The organism is Streptomyces sp. NPDC001415, from assembly GCF_053597395.1.
The window spans coordinates 80,740-100,234 of record NZ_JBSFIE010000019.1; the positions used below are offsets into that span (position 1 = coordinate 80,740).

Sequence of the window (19,495 nt, forward strand, 5' to 3'; positions counted from 1 at the left end):
TGCTTCCGCGGCCATACGGTACGCCGCCCGCATGACGCGCCACTTGGCAGAACCAACAAAGAGCCCTGTCCTCGCTGGTCAACCGCGATTTTAACCTCTTCTTGGCGCCCGACCCGCCGACCGGCGTGAGTCATGTCTCTCAGCCCGGTCGGCGGGCGCTTCAGGGGCTCAGTGTTGACGTGCCTCCGCCATGCGCTGTTCGGCGATCCGGTCGGCCGCGGCGGCCGGCGGAATGCCGTCTTCCTTCGCACGAGCGAATATGGCCAGCGTGGTGTCGAAGATCTTCGAGGCCTTCGCCTTGCAGCGGTCGAAGTCGAAGCCGTGGAGCTCGTCGGCCACCTGGATCACGCCACCCGCGTTCACGACGTAGTCGGGTGCGTACAGGATCGCGCGGTCCGCGAGGTCCTTCTCCACACCCGGGTGCGCGAGCTGGTTGTTGGCCGCGCCGCACACCACCTTCGCGGTGAGCACGGGCACGCTCGCGTCGTTCAGGGCGCCGCCCAGTGCGCACGGGGCGTAGATGTCGAGCCCCTCGGTACGGATCAGCGCCTCGGTGTCCGCGGCGACGGTGACCTGGGGGTGCAGGTCGGTGATGGCGCGTACCGACTCCTCGCGTACGTCCGTGATCACGACCTGGGCGCCGTCCGCGAGCAGGTGCTCGACGAGGTGGCGGCCGACCTTGCCGACGCCCGCGATGCCGACCTTGCGGTCGCGCAGCGTCGGGTCGCCCCACAGGTGCTGGGCCGAGGCCCGCATGCCCTGGAACACGCCGAACGCGGTCAGCACGGACGAGTCGCCCGCGCCGCCGTTCTCGGGGGAGCGGCCGGTCGTCCACTGGCAGGTGCGCGCCACGACGTCCATGTCGGCGACGTAGGTGCCGACGTCGCAGGCCGTCACGTAGCGGCCGCCGAGCGAGGCCACGAACCGGCCGTAGGCGAGCAGGAGTTCCTCAGTCTTGATCGTCTCGGGGTCACCGATGATCACGGCCTTGCCGCCGCCGTGGTCCAGCCCGGCCATGGCGTTCTTGTAGGACATTCCGCGCGACAGGTTGAGGGCGTCGGCGACGGCCTCCGCCTCGGTCGCGTACGGGTAGAAGCGCGTACCGCCCAGGGCCGGGCCCAGGGCGGTGGAGTGGATGGCGATGACGGCCCTGAGCCCGGTGGCTCGGTCCTGGCACAGCACGACCTGCTCGTGTCCGCCCTGGTCGGAGCGGAAGAGGGTGTGCAGTACGTCATCGGCTCCGGTCACATCGGTCACTGTGGTGACTCCCAAGTACGAAGCGGCGGTTGACGGCCCGCCTGCGGGTGGGGCAGGCCTGGTTCGGGAGCAGGTTAAGTCCTACGCGCGCGTAGATCAGGCGCAGTGCTGAGGATCACCCCCGTCAGGAGCACAGGGGGGCGCGCCCGTGGGACGATGCGGGGCATGGCGGTGGTGTCCTCGGTGATCGTTCCGTACGCGTCCTACCTGCGGGTGTACGAGCCCCTTGCCGCCTTTCCCGAGCCCGAGCGGAGCCACTGGCAGCGCTACGCCGAGCGCGGGCGCACCCCGGGGGCCCAGGACGAACTCCGGCGCGCGCTGGCCGACTTGGTGCCCACCCCGCCCGTCCCGGTGCCGGTGCACGAGAGCGGGGACGCGTTCGTGGCCGAGGTCGACGGGGTGGTGTGCGTGTGCCCCTGGCGGACCCGGCTGCGCGGCTGGCAGGCCCTGGAGGGCCTCGCGGGCCAGTTCCCCGAGCCGGTCCTGGACGCGCTGCTGCCTCCGGTGGTGCGACGGCAGGCCGAGGCGGACTACGAGCGCTGGCGGGAGCGGAACCCGGACGCCCGGCCGTGGATCTTGACCAGTGTTTGGCACATCCCTGTGAGCTGGTTCACGGTCTTTTCGGACGAAGAGCGCGAGTATGCACCCGGTGAGGGTGCGACCGCGCCCGTGCTGCGCTACCGCACCCCGATGGTGCAGGCCCGCCGCCGCCTCGCCAGGGCACTGCGGACGCTGCGGGACCACATCGACGAGGGGCCGCTGACCGAGGGCCTGGTGGACGTCGGGCGCTGGCTGGAGGAATTCCATCCGCGCTCGCTGGTCGAGCTGGACTACGGCGGCCTGGTGCACGCGCTCTCACAGGACAGCCTGGAGGCGGACCGCTCGGCGGCCGACGTGGCCGAGGGGATCGCCGCGCTGCGGGCCGGCGACGACGCCGGCGCGGAGGAGGCGTACGGCCGCTTCACGGAGCGCTGGCGGGCCGTCAAGGAGCGCCGGATGGCCAACTGAGGTCCGTCGGCTGGTTCTGAGGGGCCTTCGGGGTCGTTCGGCGGCCGTCGCCGAAGCCTTCGCGAGGACTTCGTGGGGCCTTCGGGGGGCTTTCGGGAGTTGGCCTCAGGACGTAGGTCCTGATCCGGGCCTTTGCCCTAAGGGTGACGGACCGCACTTATCTCACCCTTGCGCCCAGACCCCACCCTCGTGCCAAAATAGGACAAGGGGTCCGGGGAGGATCCCTTCCGCCCAACTAAGGGCGGATTGCTCGGTATTGCTTGCTATGGGGGGTCTGACGACTCCTGATCGCTCTGTGACTGATCGTCACTGTGGCGTGACTGTCCGCTATGGCATGGTCCATCGGCTTCCGTCGCTGATGAACACCTGGGAGGGCAATTCCATCGGTTTGGCCGACGTGGCTGGACGGATGGTGTAGTTGTAGTGCCGAGGACAAGCCGTTCGTCCTATAACCGACTCGGCTCGCGTCCGCCATTTCGGGCAACGCGGGTCAAGGTGCAGAATTTAGAGGAAAGAACCGAGAAGGTTCGGTTCTCCCGAGGAGGCCGCTCATGACCGCTCGCACCCCTGATGCCGAGCCGCTGCTGACCCCGGCTGAGGTTGCCACGATGTTCCGCGTGGACCCGAAGACGGTGACCCGCTGGGCCAAGGCCGGCAAGCTCACGTCCATCCGCACGCTGGGTGGGCATCGCCGGTACCGCGAGGCAGAGGTCCGCGCACTGCTGGCGGGTATTCCGCAGCAGCGCAGCGAGGCCTGAACAACACCCCAATAATCCGGGCCATCCGGGGCCCCCACCCCGATCCAGCCCGCCTATAGCTCCATATGACGCCCAGCCCGCCCCAACGGGCTGCGTCATTGATCGCGCTGGACTCCGCCGGGTCCAGCGCGATCTTTTTATGTCCGGCCTTGTCCGGCACTTCCGGCAACTCCCCGGGGCCTCGTGCGGCCGCTCCGGAAGGGGGCCTTCCGTCGGCTCCGTGGCACCACCATCCAGGGTGGTGCAATTGCACATATTAAATCGGGGTGTTGTATGAGGTGCGTAAGGTCAGTCGTTCCGGAAACTCATTCCGTGACTCCCGTCACACCGTCAAGGGCCGTCCAATCAGAGCCTGCCACCGCGCGGGCGGCCACCAACCCGCCATAGGTCACCGGTTGGAGGGACTTTCGTCCTCGGGGCGCGTGGGCTCGGAGACCTCCATGGCGAGCCTCAGGAGCCGATGGCAGACCGCGCAGTGGCGGGTGAGGTGGCGGTAGCCCAGAGCGGCCGACAGATGGGCACGCAGCAGCGCCCGCGTCTCGTGCCTCGACGACGCCGTCATGCACCACCTCCCGGGGGAGCCCCCGTTCCCCTCCCTTGCAGGGGTACCGGCGGCAGGTGCCCCCGTCAAGACGGCGAGAAGGCCCGGATCCTGGGGGATCCGGGCCTGGTGTCGCTGCGGGTGCCGCGCTGGGAAACACCGAAGCCCGCATCCGGTGTGCTGGGAAACACCGAAGCCCGCATCCGGTGAGGGATGCGGGCTCGGGAATGGCGGCGGTCCTGACGGGATTTGCTGCGTCTGTTTCGCGGCTCCGCCGCGGGGCGCAGCCTCCGGGGGGCTGCATCCGGCACAAACACCGGAGCCCGCATCCGGTGAAGGATGCGGGCTCGGGAACGGCGGCGGTCCTGACGGGATTTGCTGTGTCCATTCGCGGCTCCGCCGCGGGGCGCAGCCTCCGGGGGGCTGCATCCGGCACAAACACCGGAGCCCGCATCCGGTGAGGGATGCGGGCTCCGATTTGCTGCGGTCCTGACGGGATTTGAACCCGCGGCCTCCACCTTGACAGGGTGGCGAGCACTCCAAACTGCTCCACAGGACCTTGTTTCGCAGCCCGTTGGTGCTTGGCTGCGAGTGAGACTGTACAGCAGGTCAGCGGGCCAGGTCGAACTCACTCACAGCGATACCCGCGCTACGGCGCAGCCGCGTCGATCGCCTTCACGATGCGCTTGTCGGAGACCGGGAACGCCGTGCCCAGGGCATGCGCGAAGTAGCTCACCCGGAGTTCCTCGATCATCCAGCGGATGTCCAGGACCTGCCGCGGAACCGGCCGTCCCTGCGGCAGCTGCTCAAGCAGCCACGCGTACTCGTCCTGCATCTCGTGGACCTTCTCCATGCGCGTGGTGTCGCGCTGGACGGCCGTCGGCATCTGCTGGAGCCGGCGGTCCACCGCGACCAGGTAGCGCATCAGGTCGGCGAGGCGCCCGAGGCCGGTCTTCGTGACGAAGCCGGGCGGCACGAGGGCCGCCAGCTGGTTCCGTACGTCCGTGACGTTGTTGACCAGGGTCAGGCTGTTCGTGGCCTTCAGGCGGCGCTCGCAGGCCTGCCAGGCGGCCAGGATCTGCTGGACCTGGCCGACCGTGCGCACCGTCGCGTCCACCAGGTCCGCGCGGACCTTGTCGTACAGCTTGCGGAACGATTCCTCGTCCCACGCCGGGCCCCCGTGGTCCGCGATCAGCTTGTCCGCCGCCGCCGTCGCGCAGTCGTCGAAGAGCGCCTGGATCGAGCCGTGGGGATTGCGCGACAGGGCGAGCTTCTGCTGGTTGGTCAGCTTGTCCGAGGCGAACTTGGCCGGGTTCACCGGGATGTTCAGCAGGATCAGCTTCCGGGTGCCGCGCCACATCGCCTGCTGCTGCTCGGCCTCGGTGTCGAAGAGGCGTACGGAGACGCTCTCGCCCGCGTCCACGAGCGCCGGGTACGCCTTCACGGGCTGGCCGGCCCTGCGGGTCTCGAAGACCTTGGTCAGGGTGCCGATCGTCCAGTCCGTGAGGCCCGAGCGCTCGATGGACTCGCCCGAGGGGCCCGCGGTCGCCGCGGCGGCCTTGGAGAGGGCCTGACGGGCCTTCGGGCGCAGTTGGAGCTTGAGCGCCTCCAGGTCCTTGTCCTCGGCGAGGTTGCGGCGCCGCTCGTCGACGATCCGGAACGTGATCTTGAGGTGGTCCGGGACGCGCGTCAGGTCGAAGTCGTCGGCCGTGACCGGGACGCCCACCATCCGCTGGAGCTCGCGGGCCAGAGTCACCGGCAGCGGCTCCTGCAGCGGCACCGCACGCTCCAGGAACTTCGAGGCGTAGTTCGGCGCCGGTACGTAATGGCGGCGGATCGGCTTGGGGAGGGAGCGGATCAGCTCCGTCACGACCTCCTCGCGCAGACCCGGAATCTGCCAGTCGAAGCCCTCGTCGGTGACCTGGTTCAGGACCTGGAGCGGCACGTGCACGGTCACGCCGTCCGCGTCCGCGCCCGGCTCGAACTGGTAGGTCACGCGGAACTTCAGCGGGCCCTGACGCCACGAGTCCGGATAGTCGTCCTTGGTGACGGCTCCGGCCTTCTCGTTGATGAGCATCTCGCGCTCGAAATCGAGGAGTTCGGGCTCCTCGCGCTTCTTGTGCTTCCACCAGGAGTCGAAGTGCGCGCCGGACACGACGTGTTCGGGCACCCGCTGGTCGTAGAAGTCGTACAGCGTCTCGTCGTCGACGAGGATGTCGCGGCGGCGGGCGCGGTGCTCCAACTCCTCGACCTCGGTGAGGAGTTTGCGGTTGTCCGAGAAGAACTTGTGGTGCGTACGCCAGTCGCCCTCGACCAGCGCGTTGCGGATGAACAGCTCGCGGGACGCCTCGGGGTCGATGCGGCCGTAGTTGACCTTGCGGTTGGCCACGATCGGCACGCCGTACAGCGTCACCCTCTCGTACGCCATGACCGCGGCCTGGTCCTTCTCCCAGTGCGGCTCGCTGTAGGTGCGCTTGACCAGGTGCTGGGCGAGCGGCTCGATCCACTCGGGCTCGACCTTCGCGTTCACCCGGGCCCACAGGCGGGACGTCTCCACCAGTTCCGCCGACATCACGAGCTTGGGCTGCTTCTTGAACAGCGCCGAGCCCGGGAAGATCGCGAACTTGGCGCTGCGGGCGCCCAGATACTCGTTCTTGTCGGTGTCCTTGAGCCCGATGTGGGACAGGAGCCCGGCGAGCAGTGACGTGTGTACGGACTGCTCGGGCGCGTCCTCCTCGTTGAGATGGATGCCCATGGACTTCGCGACCGTACGCAGCTGCGAGTAGATGTCCTGCCACTCACGGATGCGCAGGAAGTTCAGGTACTCCTGCTTGCACATCCGGCGGAAGGAGCTGGAGCCGCGCTCCTTCTGCTGCTCGCGTACGTACCGCCACAGGTTGAGGAAGGCGAGGAAGTCGGACGTCTCGTCCTTGAAGCGGGCGTGCTGCTGGTCGGCCTGCGCCTGCTTCTCGCTCGGGCGCTCGCGCGGGTCCTGGATGGAGAGCGCGGCCGCGATGACCATGACCTCGCGTACGCAGCCGTTGCGGTCGGCCTCCAGGACCATGCGGGCCAGGCGCGGGTCCACGGGGAGCTGGCTCAGCTTGCGGCCCTGCGGGGTGAGCCGCTTCTTCGGATCCTTCTCGGAAGGGTCCAACGCGCCCAGTTCTTGCAGGAGTTGGACGCCGTCGCGGATGTTGCGGTGGTCCGGCGGGTCGATGAACGGGAACTTCTCGATGTCGCCGAGGCCGGCCGCGGTCATCTGGAGAATGACGGACGCCAGGTTCGTACGGAGGATCTCCGCGTCGGTGAACTCGGGCCGGGTGACGAAGTCGTCCTCGCTGTACAGCCGGATGCAGATGCCGTCGCTCGTACGGCCGCAGCGGCCCTTGCGCTGGTTGGCGCTGGCCTGGGAGACCGGCTCGATCGGCAGGCGCTGCACCTTGGTGCGATGGCTGTAGCGCGAGATGCGGGCCGTGCCCGGGTCGATGACGTACTTGATGCCCGGGACGGTCAGGGACGTCTCGGCGACGTTGGTCGCGAGCACGATCCGGCGGCCGCTGTGCTGCTGGAAGACGCGGTGCTGCTCGGCGTGCGACAGGCGCGCGTAGAGGGGGAGCACCTCCGTCGAGCGGAGGTTCTTCTTGATCAGCGCGTCCGCCGTGTCGCGGATCTCGCGCTCGCCGGAGAGGAAGACCAGGATGTCGCCGGGGCCCTCGGACTGGAGCTCGTCCACGGCGTCGCAGATCGCGGTGATCTGGTCGCGGTCCGAATCCTCCGAGTCCTCTTCGAGGAGGGGGCGGTAGCGGACCTCGACCGGATACGTACGGCCGCTGACCTCGACGATCGGGGCGTCCCCGAAGTGCCGCGAGAACCGCTGCGGGTCGATGGTCGCCGAGGTGATGACGACCTTCAGGTCGGGGCGCTTCGGCAGCAGCTGGGCCAGATAGCCGAGCAGGAAGTCGATGTTGAGGGACCGCTCGTGGGCCTCGTCGATGATGATCGTGTCGTATCCGCGCAGCTCGCGGTCCGTCTGGATCTCGGCGAGCAGGATGCCGTCGGTCATCAGCTTCACGAACGTGGCGTCCTGGTCGACCTGGTCGGTGAACCTGACCTTCCAGCCGACCGCCTCGCCCAGCGGGACCTTGAGCTCCTCCGCGATCCGGTCCGCGACCGTGCGGGCCGCGATCCGGCGGGGCTGGGTGTGCCCGATCATGCCGCGCAGGCCGCGGCCCAGCTCCATGCAGATCTTCGGGATCTGCGTGGTCTTGCCCGAGCCGGTCTCACCCGCGACGATCACGACCTGGTGGTCGCGTATCGCCTCCAGGATCTCGTCCTTCTTCTGGCTGACCGGGAGCTGCTCGGGGTACGTGACCTCGGGCATGCGGGCGGACCGCCGGGCGATGCGCTCGGCGGACTTCTGGGCCTCGGCGGCGATCTCGGCGAGCACGGCCTGCCGGGCCTCGGGCTTACGGATGCGGCGGGCGCCTTCGAGACGGCGGCCAAGGCGGTGGGCGTCGCGCAGCGAGGCCCCGTCGAGCAGCGTCTGGAGATCGGCGAAGGAAGTAGACATACCTGATTCAGGATCTCACCCGCCGAGGACGAGTGGCGAACGCATTTAGACGCACTCCGCACCCCACCCGTACCATTTCGGGCATGCCCCGCTCCCGTGCCCCACGCCGCCGCCTCACCGCGGTGCTGCTCATGGTGCTCGGGGTGCTCGCGGTGGCGCTGTGCGGGCCGGCCCCGACGGCTTCGGCCGCGCCCGCCGGCGTACTGGTGAAAAAGGCATCGGCGCCCGCCTTCACGGACCGCTCGGCCGCGCCCGGCTGCAAGCAGGGTGGGCACCACCAGGATTCCGACCCGGCAGCTCCCGTCCGGGCCCGCGCCGCCCACGACCAGGCACCGGTCCTGGAGGACCGCGTGGCCTCCGCCGAGCTGTGCGGCCGGTACGCGGCCCACCGCAACCCGCCGGCCCGCGGTCCCACGCTCAGCGCGCCCACCCCCGTCGAACTCTCGGTGCTCAGGGTCTAGACGCCGGTCCTCGCCAGCGACCGCCGTCCCTTTCCCTTTCTCTTCCCTTCTCGTACGCGATTGCTTGTACGCGATCGCTCGTACGCGATGTGCCGTACGCACCGGAGTTCCGCATGCCCAAGAACACGAAGCCCGCCAAGTCCACGCAGTCCAGCAAGGGTGCTGCCAGGTCCACGAAGGCCGGCCGGACGACTTCGAAGCCCGCCGCCAAGTCCCGGAAGCCGATCCTGATCGGGGTCGCCGCGGTGGCCGCCGCCGCGGTCCTCGGGATCGCCTCCTACCAGGCGACCTCCCCGGACGCGAAGCCCACCGTCAACGACTCCGCGTCCACCGCCGACCCGGCCGCGGGCGCCCACCCCGAGCTGGAGAAGCTGGCCCGCCGCGACGCCAAGGACCCGCTGGCCCAGGGCCGCGCCGACGCACCCGTCGTGATGATCGAGTACGCCGACTTCAAGTGCTCGTACTGCGGCAAGTTCGCCCGCGACACCGAGCCCGAGCTCGTGAAGAAGTACGTCGACAACGGCACCCTGCGCATCGAGTGGCGCAACTTCCCGATCTTCGGCGCCGAGTCCGAGACCGCCGCGCGCGGGGCCTGGGCGGCTGGGCAGCAGGGGAGGTTCTGGCAGTTCCACGCGGCGGCGTACGCGGCGGGCTCCAAGGAGAAGGGGTTCGGCGCGGACCGCGTGAAGGAGCTGGCCAAGGAGGCCGGCGTGCCGGACGCGGCCCGCTTCGCGACGGACCTCGACAGCGACGCGGCGAAGGCGGCCGTGAAGAAGGACCAGGACGAGGCGTACGGCCTCGGCGCAAGCTCCACCCCCTCCTTCCTCATCAACGGCACCCCCATCGCGGGCGCCCAGCCGATGGACGCGTTCGCGGGGGCCATCGAGGCGGCGGCGAAGGCGAAGAAGTGACCCCGGACATCGGTTACCTCGCCGCGTTCCTGGGCGGCCTGCTCGCCCTCCTCAGCCCGTGCAGCGCGCTGCTCCTGCCCGCGTTCTTCGCGTACTCGATCTCCAGCCGCACCAAGCTCCTCGCCCGCACCGGCATCTTCTACGCGGGTCTGGCCACCACCCTCGTCCCGCTGGGCGCGGCGGGCTCGTACGCGGGCCGGATCTTCTACGGCCACCGGGACCAGCTCGTCCTCTTCGGCGGCTGGCTGATCATCGCGCTCGGCGTCGCCCAGATCGTCGGCATGGGCTTCGCGAGCCGCCGCATGACGGAGCTGTCGGGCAGGATCCGCCCCACGACCGCGCTGTCCGTGTACGCGCTGGGCGCGGTCTACGGCCTCGCCGGGTTCTGCGCGGGCCCGATCCTGGGCAGTGTCCTCACGGTGGCGGCGGTGAGCGGCAGCCCGGTCTACGGCGGCCTCCTCCTCGCGGTGTACGCCCTGGGCATGGCGGTCCCGCTGTTCCTCCTGGCCCTGCTCTGGGAACGCTTCGAACTGGGCGGCCGCAGGTGGCTGCGCGGCAGGGTGCTGAAGGTGGGCCGCTTCGAACTCCACACGACGTCCTTGCTGTCGGGCCTCTTCTTCATCGCCCTGGGCGCCCTGTTCCTCGCCTATGACGGGGCGACGGCCCTGCCCGGACTGCTCGACGTGGACGACTCGTACGCGGTGGAGGAGTGGACGAAGGGGATCGCGGACGCGGTTCCGGACTGGGCGTTGCTGACCGGGGTGGCCGCGCTGGTGGCGGTCGTGCTGGGCGTACGGGGCTGGCGGGCGCGAACCCGGGAGCCGGGAGAGAGCTGACGCCGCGGTACGGGCGGGCCCCCAACTCCCTGGGGCTCCGCCCCAGACCCCGGGAGGCCCCACCCCGCTGTGACACTCTGCGGCTCCGCCGCGTGGCCTCCGGGGGTTGGGAGTGGGGGAGGCCGGTTTTCCTGGGGCTGCGCCCCAGACCCCGTTCGCGCCTTAAGGGCGCTCGTCCTCAATCTCCCCCAAGGCCTTAAGGGCCAGGGGGGACCCCCATGACGGGCTGAAGATGCCAGCGCCGACCAGGACCAACGCTGCTAGGGGCGCGGGGCTGTGACATTTTGCGGCTCCGCCGCGCGGGCGCGAGAACCACGCACGGTGCGAGGCCGAAGGAGAGGGGTTGGGGGCGGCCCCCGGACACGGCGAAAGCCCCGGCCAAGTTGGCCGGGGCTTTCGGATGGTGGCTGGGGCCGGGGTCGAACCGGCGACCTATCGCTTTTCAGGCGATCGCTCGTACCAACTGAGCTACCCAGCCACGCGGTTCACCGAAGTGAACCGCAGCGGTCCTGACGGGATTTGAACCCGCGGCCTCCACCTTGACAGGGTGGCGAGCACTCCAAACTGCTCCACAGGACCAAGCTTGCGCGAGACCAAGTCTCGCACAGGATTGTGCGTGCCCCCAACGGGATTCGAACCCGTGCTACCGCCTTGAAAGGGCGGCGTCCTGGGCCACTAGACGATGAGGGCTAATTGGCCCGCCTGGGCACTTCGCAGTGCGTCGGGGACGTGAGAAGCATATGGGATGCGGGGAGGTATCGCCAAAACGGTTTCCGGGGAGGTCATCGGGGCGGGGGCAGATGGCGGCTGACCTCGGCCGTGATCAGGCCCAGGCCGCCCAGGGTCAGCTCGTCCCAGGCCTGGAGCCGGTGGGTGCCGCTGTCGAGGTAGAGGACCGAGGCGCGGACCTGTTCCGGCTCCTTGTTCTGCAGGGCGCGCAGGCCGCCGCCGCCCGTCGAGCCCTCCACCTTCAGGCGCGTGCCCAGCTTCATGACCTCCGTCTCGCGGCGGTGGAGGTGTCCGGCGAGGACCAGCGGGACCGTGCCGTCGGTCTCGCGCGCGGCGGCCGGCTCGTGGGTGACGGCGATGTCGGCGGGGGTGCCCGCGCGGCTCTGGGCGCGCAGGGCGGCGGCGAGCCGGCCCCCGGCCGCGCGTTCGGCACCGTCGGGGTCGGTGTCCGCCGTCGAGCGGTCCGGGGTGAACTGGGGGTCGCCGATCCCCGCGATGCGTACGCCCCCGATCGTGACGGCCTGCCCGTCGTCCAGGACGTGCGCGTTCTTCAGGCCGGCGACATAGCGCTGGGTCGCCGAGGAGTCGTGGTTGCCGCGCACCCAGACGTACGGGGCGCCGAGGTCGGGGATCGCGTCCAGGAAGCGGTTCTCGGCGGTGCTGCCGTGGTCCATGGTGTCGCCGGAGTCGATGATCACGTCGATCCGGTACTGGGCGACGAGCGAGGCGATGATGTGCCACGCGGCCGGGTTGAGGTGGATGTCGGAGACGTGCAGGACGCGCAGGGTGGCCGGGTCCGGCTGGTAGGCGGGGAGGGTGGAGGCGGCGTCGTACAGCTTGGTGACGTTGGTGACGAGCTTCGCCAACTCCTGCTGGTAGACGCCGAATTCGGTCATGATCGAGCGCGCGTTGCCGACGACCTGCGGGGCCGAGGTGAGCAGCCCCGAGTACTTCGGCTCCATGACGGATTCCGGGTTCCAGGTGGCGTACGCGGAGAGGCCGCAGGCGGCGAGCAGGGCGAGGGAGAGGCCGCCGGCGAGCAGGGCGCGGCGCGGGCGGCGGTAGACGGCGAGGCCGAGCGCGGTCGCGCCGGAGACGACCGCGACGCAGGAGCGCCACGCCACGTCCCGGGTGCCGTGGCCGACGTCGCGGGCGATCTCCTGCTGGAGCCCGGAGATCCGCTCGGGGTGGCTGACCAGGGACTGGGCGCGTTCGGGGTCGAGCCGGTCGACGTCGACGTCCAGGCGGAGCGGTGCGAGGTGGGAGCGCAGTTCGAGGGCGCCGAGCGGCGACACGTTGATCTTGGTGCCGCCGGTCAGGGAGGGCCGCAGGGTCATGGTGGTGTCCATGGGGCCCACGGGGGTGCGTACGTTGCCGACGACCAGGAGCCCGAGCCAGGCGCCGATCAGGACGACGCAGCACAGGCCCGCCGCCCGTGCCAGGGCCTGACGGCTCGCGGACATGGCTCGCATTGGGGCCATATGCCCCCGCGGGCGGGTCGGTATGCCGATGCGTGACCGACAATGGCCGGGTGCTGGAGATGACGCGCGAGGAGTTCGAGGAACTGGTCGGCGAGGCGCTGGACCGGATCCCCCCGGAGCTGACGCGGCTGATGGACAACGTCGCGGTGTTCGTCGAGGACGAGCCGGCCACGGACGACCCCGACCTGCTCGGCCTCTACGAGGGAACCCCGCTCACCGACCGCGGCGAGTGGTACGCCGGGGTTCTCCCGGACCGGATCACCATCTACCGGGGCCCCACGCTGCGGATGTGCGCGACGCGCGAGGAGGTCGTCGCCGAGACGGAAGTGACGGTGGTTCACGAGATCGCCCACCACTTCGGCATCGACGACGAACGGCTCCACGCGCTCGGGTACGGGTGAGTCGCCGAGGCTCCGGTGGGTTCGTGGGCCCGGGTGCGCCCGCCCGGCCCCCTGATTCCGCTCGGACGGATGTCGGGCGCAAGCCGCGTGCGGCCCGGGCGTGTCCCCGGCGGGGGGCGGGGAGTTGGAACCTGTGTCCCCATCGCTCCCGTGTTCCGGAGGTGCCCCCCGTGCGCCAGTTGACCACCCCTGTCCGCCTGGCCGAGCTGGCCGTGACCGTCCTGGTGCTCACGGCGTCGGCGGGCTGCATGAGCGTGAGCGACAACGGGGGCGGGCCGAAGCCCTCGGCGTCCGCCGGGCGGCACGGGGACGCGGCCAGGGCCGAGGAGGGCAAGGGCGGACAGGGCGCCGGCAGGGGCCACAGCGGCAAGCACGACCAGAAGGTGCCGGGCGGTCCTTCCGGGTCGCCGAGCGCCAGCGGGTCGCCCGGGGCGCCGAGCGCGGCCGCGCCCTCGTCGGGTGCCCCGAAGCCGGGCGGTGGTCCCGGCCCGGCCAGGCCTCCGCAGGGCGGCGGCGGCCCCTCGCGGCCGACCCCGTCGCCGACGAGTCACCCGGTGCCGCCGACCCCGCCCGCCTCGCCGTCGCCGAGCCCGGCGCCTCCGAGCCCGCCGGCCTCGCCGTCGACGACTCCGGGGGCCGACACGCACAACAGCGCGCTGCGCGCCAATCAGGCTCCGATCGATCAGGAGCCGACCGCATCACCGCAGGTGGGACCGGTTTAGGGGGACTCGGTTTGCCTTAGGGGGGTGAGGGTGCGTATGGTAGTAGATCGTTTGATCCCATTGCCCGGCGCCGACACAGAAGAGCGCCGTGTGGCGCGTACTCTCCCTAGCCGTGGCTGACCGCATTGAGGCGGTCGAATTGCGAATTCACGGAGTTGACGGGCGCGTGCCGAGACTCCGGAAGGTTTCGCATTTCGCATGTCCATTTCCAGCACTGATCACTCCGTCCTGCCCGAGAACGAGAACAACGACACCATCGCGACCCGCGAGAACGACGTCGTCGAGGCCGTAGCGGCCTCCGAGGTCATCGATGTCGTCGAGATCGTCGAGTCCGAGGCGGACGAGAACACCGAGCCCACCGTCACCTTCGCGGACCTCGGTCTGCCCGAGGGCGTGGTGCGCAAGCTCGCCCAGAACGGGGTGACCACCCCCTTCCCGATCCAGGCCGCGACCATCCCGGACGCCCTGGCCGGCAAGGACATCCTCGGCCGTGGCCGTACCGGCTCCGGCAAGACCCTCTCCTTCGGTCTGCCCACCCTGGCCGCGCTGGCCGGCGGGCACACCGAGAAGAAGAAGCCCCGCGCGATCATCCTCACGCCGACGCGTGAGCTCGCGATGCAGGTCGCGGACGCGCTCCAGCCGTACGGCGACGTGCTCGGCCTGAAGATGAAGGTCGTCTGCGGCGGTACGTCGATGAGCAACCAGATCTACGCCCTGGAGCGCGGCGTCGACGTCCTCGTCGCCACCCCGGGCCGTCTGCGCGACCTCATCAACCGCGGCGCCTGCTCGCTCGCTAACGTCCAGGTCGCCGTCCTCGACGAGGCCGACCAGATGTCCGACCTGGGCTTCCTGCCCGAGGTCACCGAGCTGCTCGACCAGATCCCCGGCGGCGGCCAGCGCATGCTCTTCTCCGCCACCATGGAGAACGAGATCAGCACGCTGGTCAAGCGCTACCTGACGAACCCCGTCACGCACGAGGTCGACAGCGCGCAGGGCAACGTCTCGACGATGACCCACCACGTCCTGGTCGTGAAGCCGAAGGACAAGGCGCCGGTCACGGCCGCCATCGCCGCCCGCAAGGGCCGCACGATCATCTTCGTCCGCACCCAGCTGGGCGCGGACCGCATCGCCGAGCAGCTCTGCGAGTCGGGCGTGAAGGCCGACGCGCTGCACGGCGGCATGACCCAGGGCGCCCGTACCCGCGTTCTTGAGGACTTCAAGAAGGGCTACGTCAACGCGCTCGTCGCGACCGACGTCGCCGCCCGCGGTATCCACGTCGACGGCATCGACCTGGTCCTCAACGTGGACCCGGCCGGTGACCACAAGGACTACCTGCACCGCTCGGGCCGTACCGCCCGTGCCGGCAAGTCCGGTGTCGTCGTGTCGCTTTCGCTGCCGCACCAGCGCCGCCAGATCTTCCGGCTGATGGAGGACGCGGGCGTCGACGCCTCGCGCCACATCATCCAGAGCGCCGGCGCGTTCGACCCGGAGGTCGCCGAGATCACAGGCGCCCGTTCGCTGACCGAGGTCCAGGCCGACTCGGCGAACAACGCCGCCAAGCAGGCCGAGCGTGAGGTCGCCGACCTCACCAAGCAGCTGGAGCGCCTGACGCGCCGGGCCGGCGAGCTCCGCGAGGAGGCCGACCGCCTGGTGGCCCGTGCCGCCCGCGAGCGCGGCGAGGACCCGGAGGCCGCGGTCGCCGAGGTCGCCGCCGAAGCCGAGGCCGAGGTCGCGGCTGCTGCCGCCGCCGCTGCCGTGCCGGTCCAGCAGGAGTCCCGCGAGGACCGCGGTGGCTTCCAGCGCCGTGACGACCGGGGCAACTTCGACCGCCGTGACAACCGTGGCGGCGACCGTGGTGGGGACCGTGGCGGCTTCCGCCGTGACGACCGCCCCTCCGGTGGTTTCCGCCGTGACGACCGTCCGTCGGGTGGCTTCCAGCGTCGCGATGACCGTCCGTCCGGTGGTTTCCGTCGTGACGACCGTCCGTCGGGTGGCTTCAACCGCGATGACCGTGGTGGGGACCGTGGCGGCTTCCGCCGTGACGACCGCCCCTCCGGCGGCTTCCGTCGTGACGACCGCCCCTCGGGTGGCTTCAACCGTGACGACCGTGGTGGGGACCGTGGCGGCTTCCGTCGCGATGACCGCCCCTCCGGCGGCTTCCGTCGTGACGACCGTCCGTCGGGTGGCTTCAACCGCGATGACCGTGGTGGCGACCGTGGCGGCTTCAACCGCGGCGGCAGCGACCGTCCGTTCAACCGCGACCGTCGTGACGACCGTCCCTCCGGCGGCTTCCGCTCCGGCGGCCACGACCGCCCGTCCGGCCGCCGCGACGACCACCGCGGTTCCGGGTCCGGCTCCAACACCGGTTCCTTCGGCGGCCGCCGCGACGACAAGCCCCGCTGGAAGCGCAACGGCTGATCCCGCTGCCTGACGGCTCTTCAGGGCCCGTACGACACCCTGCCGGTGTTGTGCGGGCCCTGTTTGCGTACGGCCTGCCTCCGGCGGATCAGGGGCGGCTGAACGTGTTCGAAACAGGCTGCCGGTTCCTGTGAGGCTGCTGTTACAGTCGGCGCGAACTTCGCATGGGGGGCAGGGCCGGGGGGCTTCCGCTTCACACTGAACGCGGCACGCGTCGGCGTGCCGCGTTTCCCCGTGCGCCGACGAGGGTGGGGCCCCGCGGGGCCGCTGGGGAGGAACCGGAATTGAGACGGCATGTGCGGGTACGGGGTGCGGTCGCGGTGGCCGCGGCCGTCGGGATCGCGACGGGGTTCATACCGCTGACGGCGGCGGTGGCGTACGCGGACGGGGTTCCGGGGGAGTTGGTCGTCCCGGCCGCGTGGCAGGCCGACCCCAACGCGGGTCTCCTGATCGGCGGCGGTGCGACGGGCTACCTGTGGGGGCAGGAGGGGGACGGCTACAACTGGACCTCGTACGCCGATGGTTCCAGCAGGCCGGTGCCCGTGCCGGACGGGCTGCGGGTGGCGGCGCCGAGCGGTGACGACCACGTCGTCTTCTGGTCGACGGGGACCCAGAAGATCGTCCAGCGCGACATGAAGGACGGCTCGGAGCGGACCGCCACGCTCGGTGCCGGGCAGCGATTCGCCGCCGCCTTCGGCAACGCCGTCCTCACCACCACGGGGAATGTCGGCCTGCACCTGCTGACGTGGGACGGCGATCAGGTCGTGGACCGCGCCGTGACCGGCGTCCCCGCCGGTACCAACAGCCTGAAGACGGCGCTCGCGCAGAACAAGGACGGCGCGCTCGTCTACTCGTCGGCGCCGGACCCCACGGCGCCGGGCGGCGAGAAGCGAACCATGCTCTGGGTCGACGGATCGGGCCGGGCCCGGACGACCGCCGTGTCGTTCATCAGCAACACCCTGATGAACGGGGACCGGTTCGCCGCATGGTGGGGCGTGACCGATCGGGTACGGGTGTGGAGTGCCGCCGACCTGTCCGCACCGGTTCACGAGGTGACCGTCGCCGACCGCGCGGGTGCGCGGCTGATCGGCGTGGTGGGGGACAGGTTGTTGCTGGCCAGGTACGTCGCGGGCAGCATCGGCATCTTCGCGGTGCCGCTGACCGGCGGCGCCGAGCAACTCGTCCTCGACAAGGCCTCCTGGGACCCGGCGTTCACTCCCGACGGGAGCATGCTGATCGCGCACACCGGCGAGAACGGGGGCCCCGAAGTGGTCTCGGTCCGCCAGGGCGCCGACGGTGCGCTCACCGTGACGAAGACAGGTGCGGCTCCGCGGATCCGTACGGCCGTCACCGGGATCTCGCTGGCGCAGGGCAGGCTCAGCACGGTGGAGGAGGAGCCCTTCGACAGGACCCGGCTGCGTGGCATCGACCTCTCGGTCAGCGGCCCGCCGAAGGCCGGCGAGCGGGTGGACCGGGGCGCCGACACCAGCCTGTTCCGGAGCTGCGCCACGCTGTGGTGCGCGGACGTCCAGTCGACGGGCGACGGCGGGCTCGCCTTCCAGCGGATGAACGGCACGGGCCTCGGCGTGCTGCCGGAAGGGGCGTCGTTCCCCGGGACGACCGGCAGCCCGGTGACCACGAGCGCGCAGCCCGACTCCCCCTTCCAGGCGTCCGGCAGGTACGGGGTGGCCCGGCTGGACGGGCTGAACCCGCGGATCCAGGTCGTCGACCTCGACACCTGGCAGCCGGTCTACACCGGCGCCCCCGACAGCGAGGCCCGCCACCCGTCGTACGCCCTGAACGGCTCCACCCTCTGGCTGGAGACCGGCACCGGTTCCGCCGAAGCCGTCGACATCCGCACCGGAAAGACGCTCACCACAGCCAAGGTGGGCGACTGCGACCTCACCTCCCTCCAGGCCAACGGCACCAACCTCCTTTGGGAGTGCGGGAGTTCGGCCTCCGGGGTGTACGACACCGTCACACGACGGAACGTCGCGCTGCCCGCGCACCAGAGCGCCCGGCTCGGGGACGGGTACGTGGCGTGGCAGCAGGGCGGCGTACTCAGCGTCACCGATGTGCGCGGGGCGTCGGGCACGCGCACGCTGGGTACTCCCAAGCGGGGCGAGCCGGGCAAGGGCTGGGCCGTGGACCGCTTCGGCGGCCCGGTCGCCTACACGGACGCCGACGACGCCGTCCACATCGCGCCCACCGGCATCGCCACCTCCGCGCTGAGCGTGCTCGACACGGACACGCCCGCCCGCACGAACGCCAACTCCGGTTCCTGGACGCCCCGTTGGTGGCTCAACAAGCCCGCCGCCTCCTGGCAGCTCACCCTCAAGAACAGTGCGGGCGCCACCGTCCGTACCCTCGGCGGCGGTGAGGCGCGCGGGCTCGTGCGGCCCTCTTGGGACGGCAGGGCGGACGACGGGCAGTACGCCCCCAACGGGGCCTACGCCTGGACCCTCACCGTGACCCCGGCCGACGGACAGGGCGCTGCTCTCACCCGGACCGGGACGGTCGGCCTGACCGGCGGCGCCCCGGTCGCGCGGGACTTCGTCGGCTACGGGGGGCCCGACGGGCGCGCCGATCTTCTCGCGCTGACCCCCTCGGGCCGCTTCGACCTGCGGACCGGACCCGGCGTCGCAGGCGAGGCACAGGCCACCGGCGAGGGCTGGACCGGGGACAACGCGCTGACCGCCGCGATCCCGTACCGGGACGTGAACGGCGACCGGTGCGACGACGTCCTGGTGCGGCTGGCGAGCGGCGAACTGCGGGCGTACACCCCGGCCTGCGGGGCCCCGCTGACGCCGTCGACGACGTACAAGAGCCTCGGGCGCGGCTGGAACGCGTACGACACCCTCGTCTCGCCCGGTGACGTGGACGGCGACGGCCGCGCCGACCTGGTGGCCCGCACGCCCGGCGGCGACCTGTACGTCTACTCCGACAACGGCACCCTCGGCTTCAAGGACCCGGTCAAGGCGGGCTGGGGCTGGGGCGGGCTCCTGGTCGTCGGCGCCGGCGATCTGACCGGCGACGGCAAGGGCGACCTGCTGGCCCGGGATGCCTCCGGTGTCCTGTGGACGTACCCGGGCAACGGCAAGGGCGGCTTCGCCGACCGGATCCGGCTCGGCGCCGGCTGGGGCGGCTTCGACGCCCTGGTGGGCGCGGGCGACCTCGACGGCGACGGGAAGCCCGACCTGCTGGCTCGCGAGACGGGCGGCATGCTCTGGCTGTACCCGGGTGCGGGCAACGGCGCGTTCGGCGGGCGGAAGCCGCTCGGCGGCGGCTGGAACATGTACAAGTCGCTGTATTAGCCGACAGGTTGAGGCCGCGGGGACCCCGTGGGAGCGCTCGCGAACTCACAGGAAGCCGAATCCGGCCATCCCATGGCCGGCTGATGGC

The 19,495-nt window shown here is 70.8% G+C and carries 13 protein-coding genes and 4 tRNA genes; 9 read left to right on the top strand and 8 right to left on the bottom strand.

Annotated elements, in window-relative coordinates; genetic code table 11:
- Positions 1–168: 168 nt before the first annotated feature.
- Positions 169–1,257, bottom strand: a complete 1,089-nt coding sequence (locus ACWC2B_RS24260; RefSeq protein ID WP_450719914.1) for a Leu/Phe/Val dehydrogenase — start codon at positions 1,255–1,257, stop codon at positions 169–171.
- Positions 1,258–1,422: 165 nt separating this feature from the next.
- On the opposite strand from ACWC2B_RS24260, the gene ACWC2B_RS24265 reads away from it, so the two are divergent.
- Together ACWC2B_RS24265 and bldC are read left to right on the top strand one after the other, a co-directional pair.
- On the top strand, positions 1,423–2,265 hold the full coding sequence (locus tag ACWC2B_RS24265; protein WP_450719916.1) for a hypothetical protein: 843 nt from the start codon (positions 1,423–1,425) through the stop codon (positions 2,263–2,265).
- A 551-nt stretch (positions 2,266–2,816) separates the two neighbouring features.
- Positions 2,817–3,023, top strand: a complete 207-nt coding sequence (bldC, locus tag ACWC2B_RS24270; RefSeq protein ID WP_003949541.1) for a developmental transcriptional regulator BldC — start codon at positions 2,817–2,819, stop codon at positions 3,021–3,023.
- Positions 3,024–3,411: 388 nt separating this feature from the next.
- Here bldC and ACWC2B_RS24275 read toward each other — a convergent pair whose 3' ends face one another.
- The 3 genes from ACWC2B_RS24275 to hrpA form a co-directional block, all read right to left on the bottom strand.
- A complete protein-coding gene (locus tag ACWC2B_RS24275) occupies positions 3,412–3,585 on the bottom strand; it encodes a DUF6274 family protein (protein WP_450719918.1) in 174 nt (57 codons plus the stop codon).
- A 463-nt stretch (positions 3,586–4,048) separates the two neighbouring features.
- Positions 4,049–4,123 (bottom strand) — tRNA-Asp (locus tag ACWC2B_RS24280).
- A 90-nt stretch (positions 4,124–4,213) separates the two neighbouring features.
- Positions 4,214–8,134 (bottom strand): ATP-dependent RNA helicase HrpA, encoded by a 3,921-nt coding sequence (gene hrpA / locus ACWC2B_RS24285; protein WP_450719920.1) that lies wholly within the window; start codon positions 8,132–8,134, stop codon positions 4,214–4,216.
- 83 nt (positions 8,135–8,217) lie between these two features.
- Between hrpA and ACWC2B_RS24290 the strand changes: the two genes are divergently transcribed.
- The 3 genes from ACWC2B_RS24290 to ACWC2B_RS24300 all read left to right on the top strand — a co-directional run bounded on the left by ACWC2B_RS24290 (position 8,218) and on the right by ACWC2B_RS24300 (position 10,342).
- On the top strand, positions 8,218–8,595 hold the full coding sequence (locus ACWC2B_RS24290; protein WP_450719922.1) for a hypothetical protein: 378 nt from the start codon (positions 8,218–8,220) through the stop codon (positions 8,593–8,595).
- Positions 8,596–8,708: 113 nt separating this feature from the next.
- Positions 8,709–9,506 (top strand): DsbA family protein, encoded by a 798-nt coding sequence (locus ACWC2B_RS24295; RefSeq protein WP_450719924.1) that lies wholly within the window; start codon positions 8,709–8,711, stop codon positions 9,504–9,506.
- Positions 9,503–10,342, top strand: a complete 840-nt coding sequence (locus ACWC2B_RS24300) for a cytochrome c biogenesis CcdA family protein (protein WP_450719926.1) — start codon at positions 9,503–9,505, stop codon at positions 10,340–10,342. The genes ACWC2B_RS24295 and ACWC2B_RS24300 overlap by 4 nt, the downstream gene beginning before the upstream one ends.
- Positions 10,343–10,743: 401 nt before the next feature.
- Here the strand turns inward: ACWC2B_RS24300 and ACWC2B_RS24305 are convergent.
- The 4 genes from ACWC2B_RS24305 to ACWC2B_RS24320 form a co-directional block, all read right to left on the bottom strand.
- Positions 10,744–10,820, bottom strand: a tRNA-Phe gene (locus ACWC2B_RS24305).
- A 26-nt stretch (positions 10,821–10,846) separates the two neighbouring features.
- Positions 10,847–10,921: transfer RNA gene (locus tag ACWC2B_RS24310), tRNA-Asp, on the bottom strand.
- Between the two features lie 38 nt (positions 10,922–10,959).
- Positions 10,960–11,032, bottom strand: a tRNA-Glu gene (locus ACWC2B_RS24315).
- Between the two features lie 92 nt (positions 11,033–11,124).
- Positions 11,125–12,552 (bottom strand): metallophosphoesterase family protein, encoded by a 1,428-nt coding sequence (locus ACWC2B_RS24320; protein ID WP_450719928.1) that lies wholly within the window; start codon positions 12,550–12,552, stop codon positions 11,125–11,127.
- 50 nt (positions 12,553–12,602) lie between these two features.
- Between ACWC2B_RS24320 and ACWC2B_RS24325 the strand changes: the two genes are divergently transcribed.
- The 4 genes from ACWC2B_RS24325 to ACWC2B_RS24340 all read left to right on the top strand — a co-directional run bounded on the left by ACWC2B_RS24325 (position 12,603) and on the right by ACWC2B_RS24340 (position 19,407).
- A complete protein-coding gene (locus ACWC2B_RS24325) occupies positions 12,603–12,953 on the top strand; it encodes a metallopeptidase family protein (RefSeq protein ID WP_450719930.1) in 351 nt (116 codons plus the stop codon).
- A 170-nt stretch (positions 12,954–13,123) separates the two neighbouring features.
- Positions 13,124–13,675 carry a hypothetical protein gene (locus ACWC2B_RS24330; RefSeq protein WP_450719932.1) on the top strand — a complete coding sequence of 184 codons (552 nt, stop codon included), beginning with the start codon at positions 13,124–13,126 and terminating at the stop codon, positions 13,673–13,675.
- Between the two features lie 198 nt (positions 13,676–13,873).
- Entirely contained in the window at positions 13,874–16,093 is a 2,220-nt protein-coding gene (locus ACWC2B_RS24335; protein ID WP_450719934.1) for a DEAD/DEAH box helicase, read from the top strand.
- A gap of 284 nt (positions 16,094–16,377) precedes the next feature.
- On the top strand, positions 16,378–19,407 hold the full coding sequence (locus tag ACWC2B_RS24340; RefSeq protein ID WP_450719936.1) for an FG-GAP-like repeat-containing protein: 3,030 nt from the start codon (positions 16,378–16,380) through the stop codon (positions 19,405–19,407).
- The last annotated feature ends 88 nt before the right edge of the window (positions 19,408–19,495 follow it).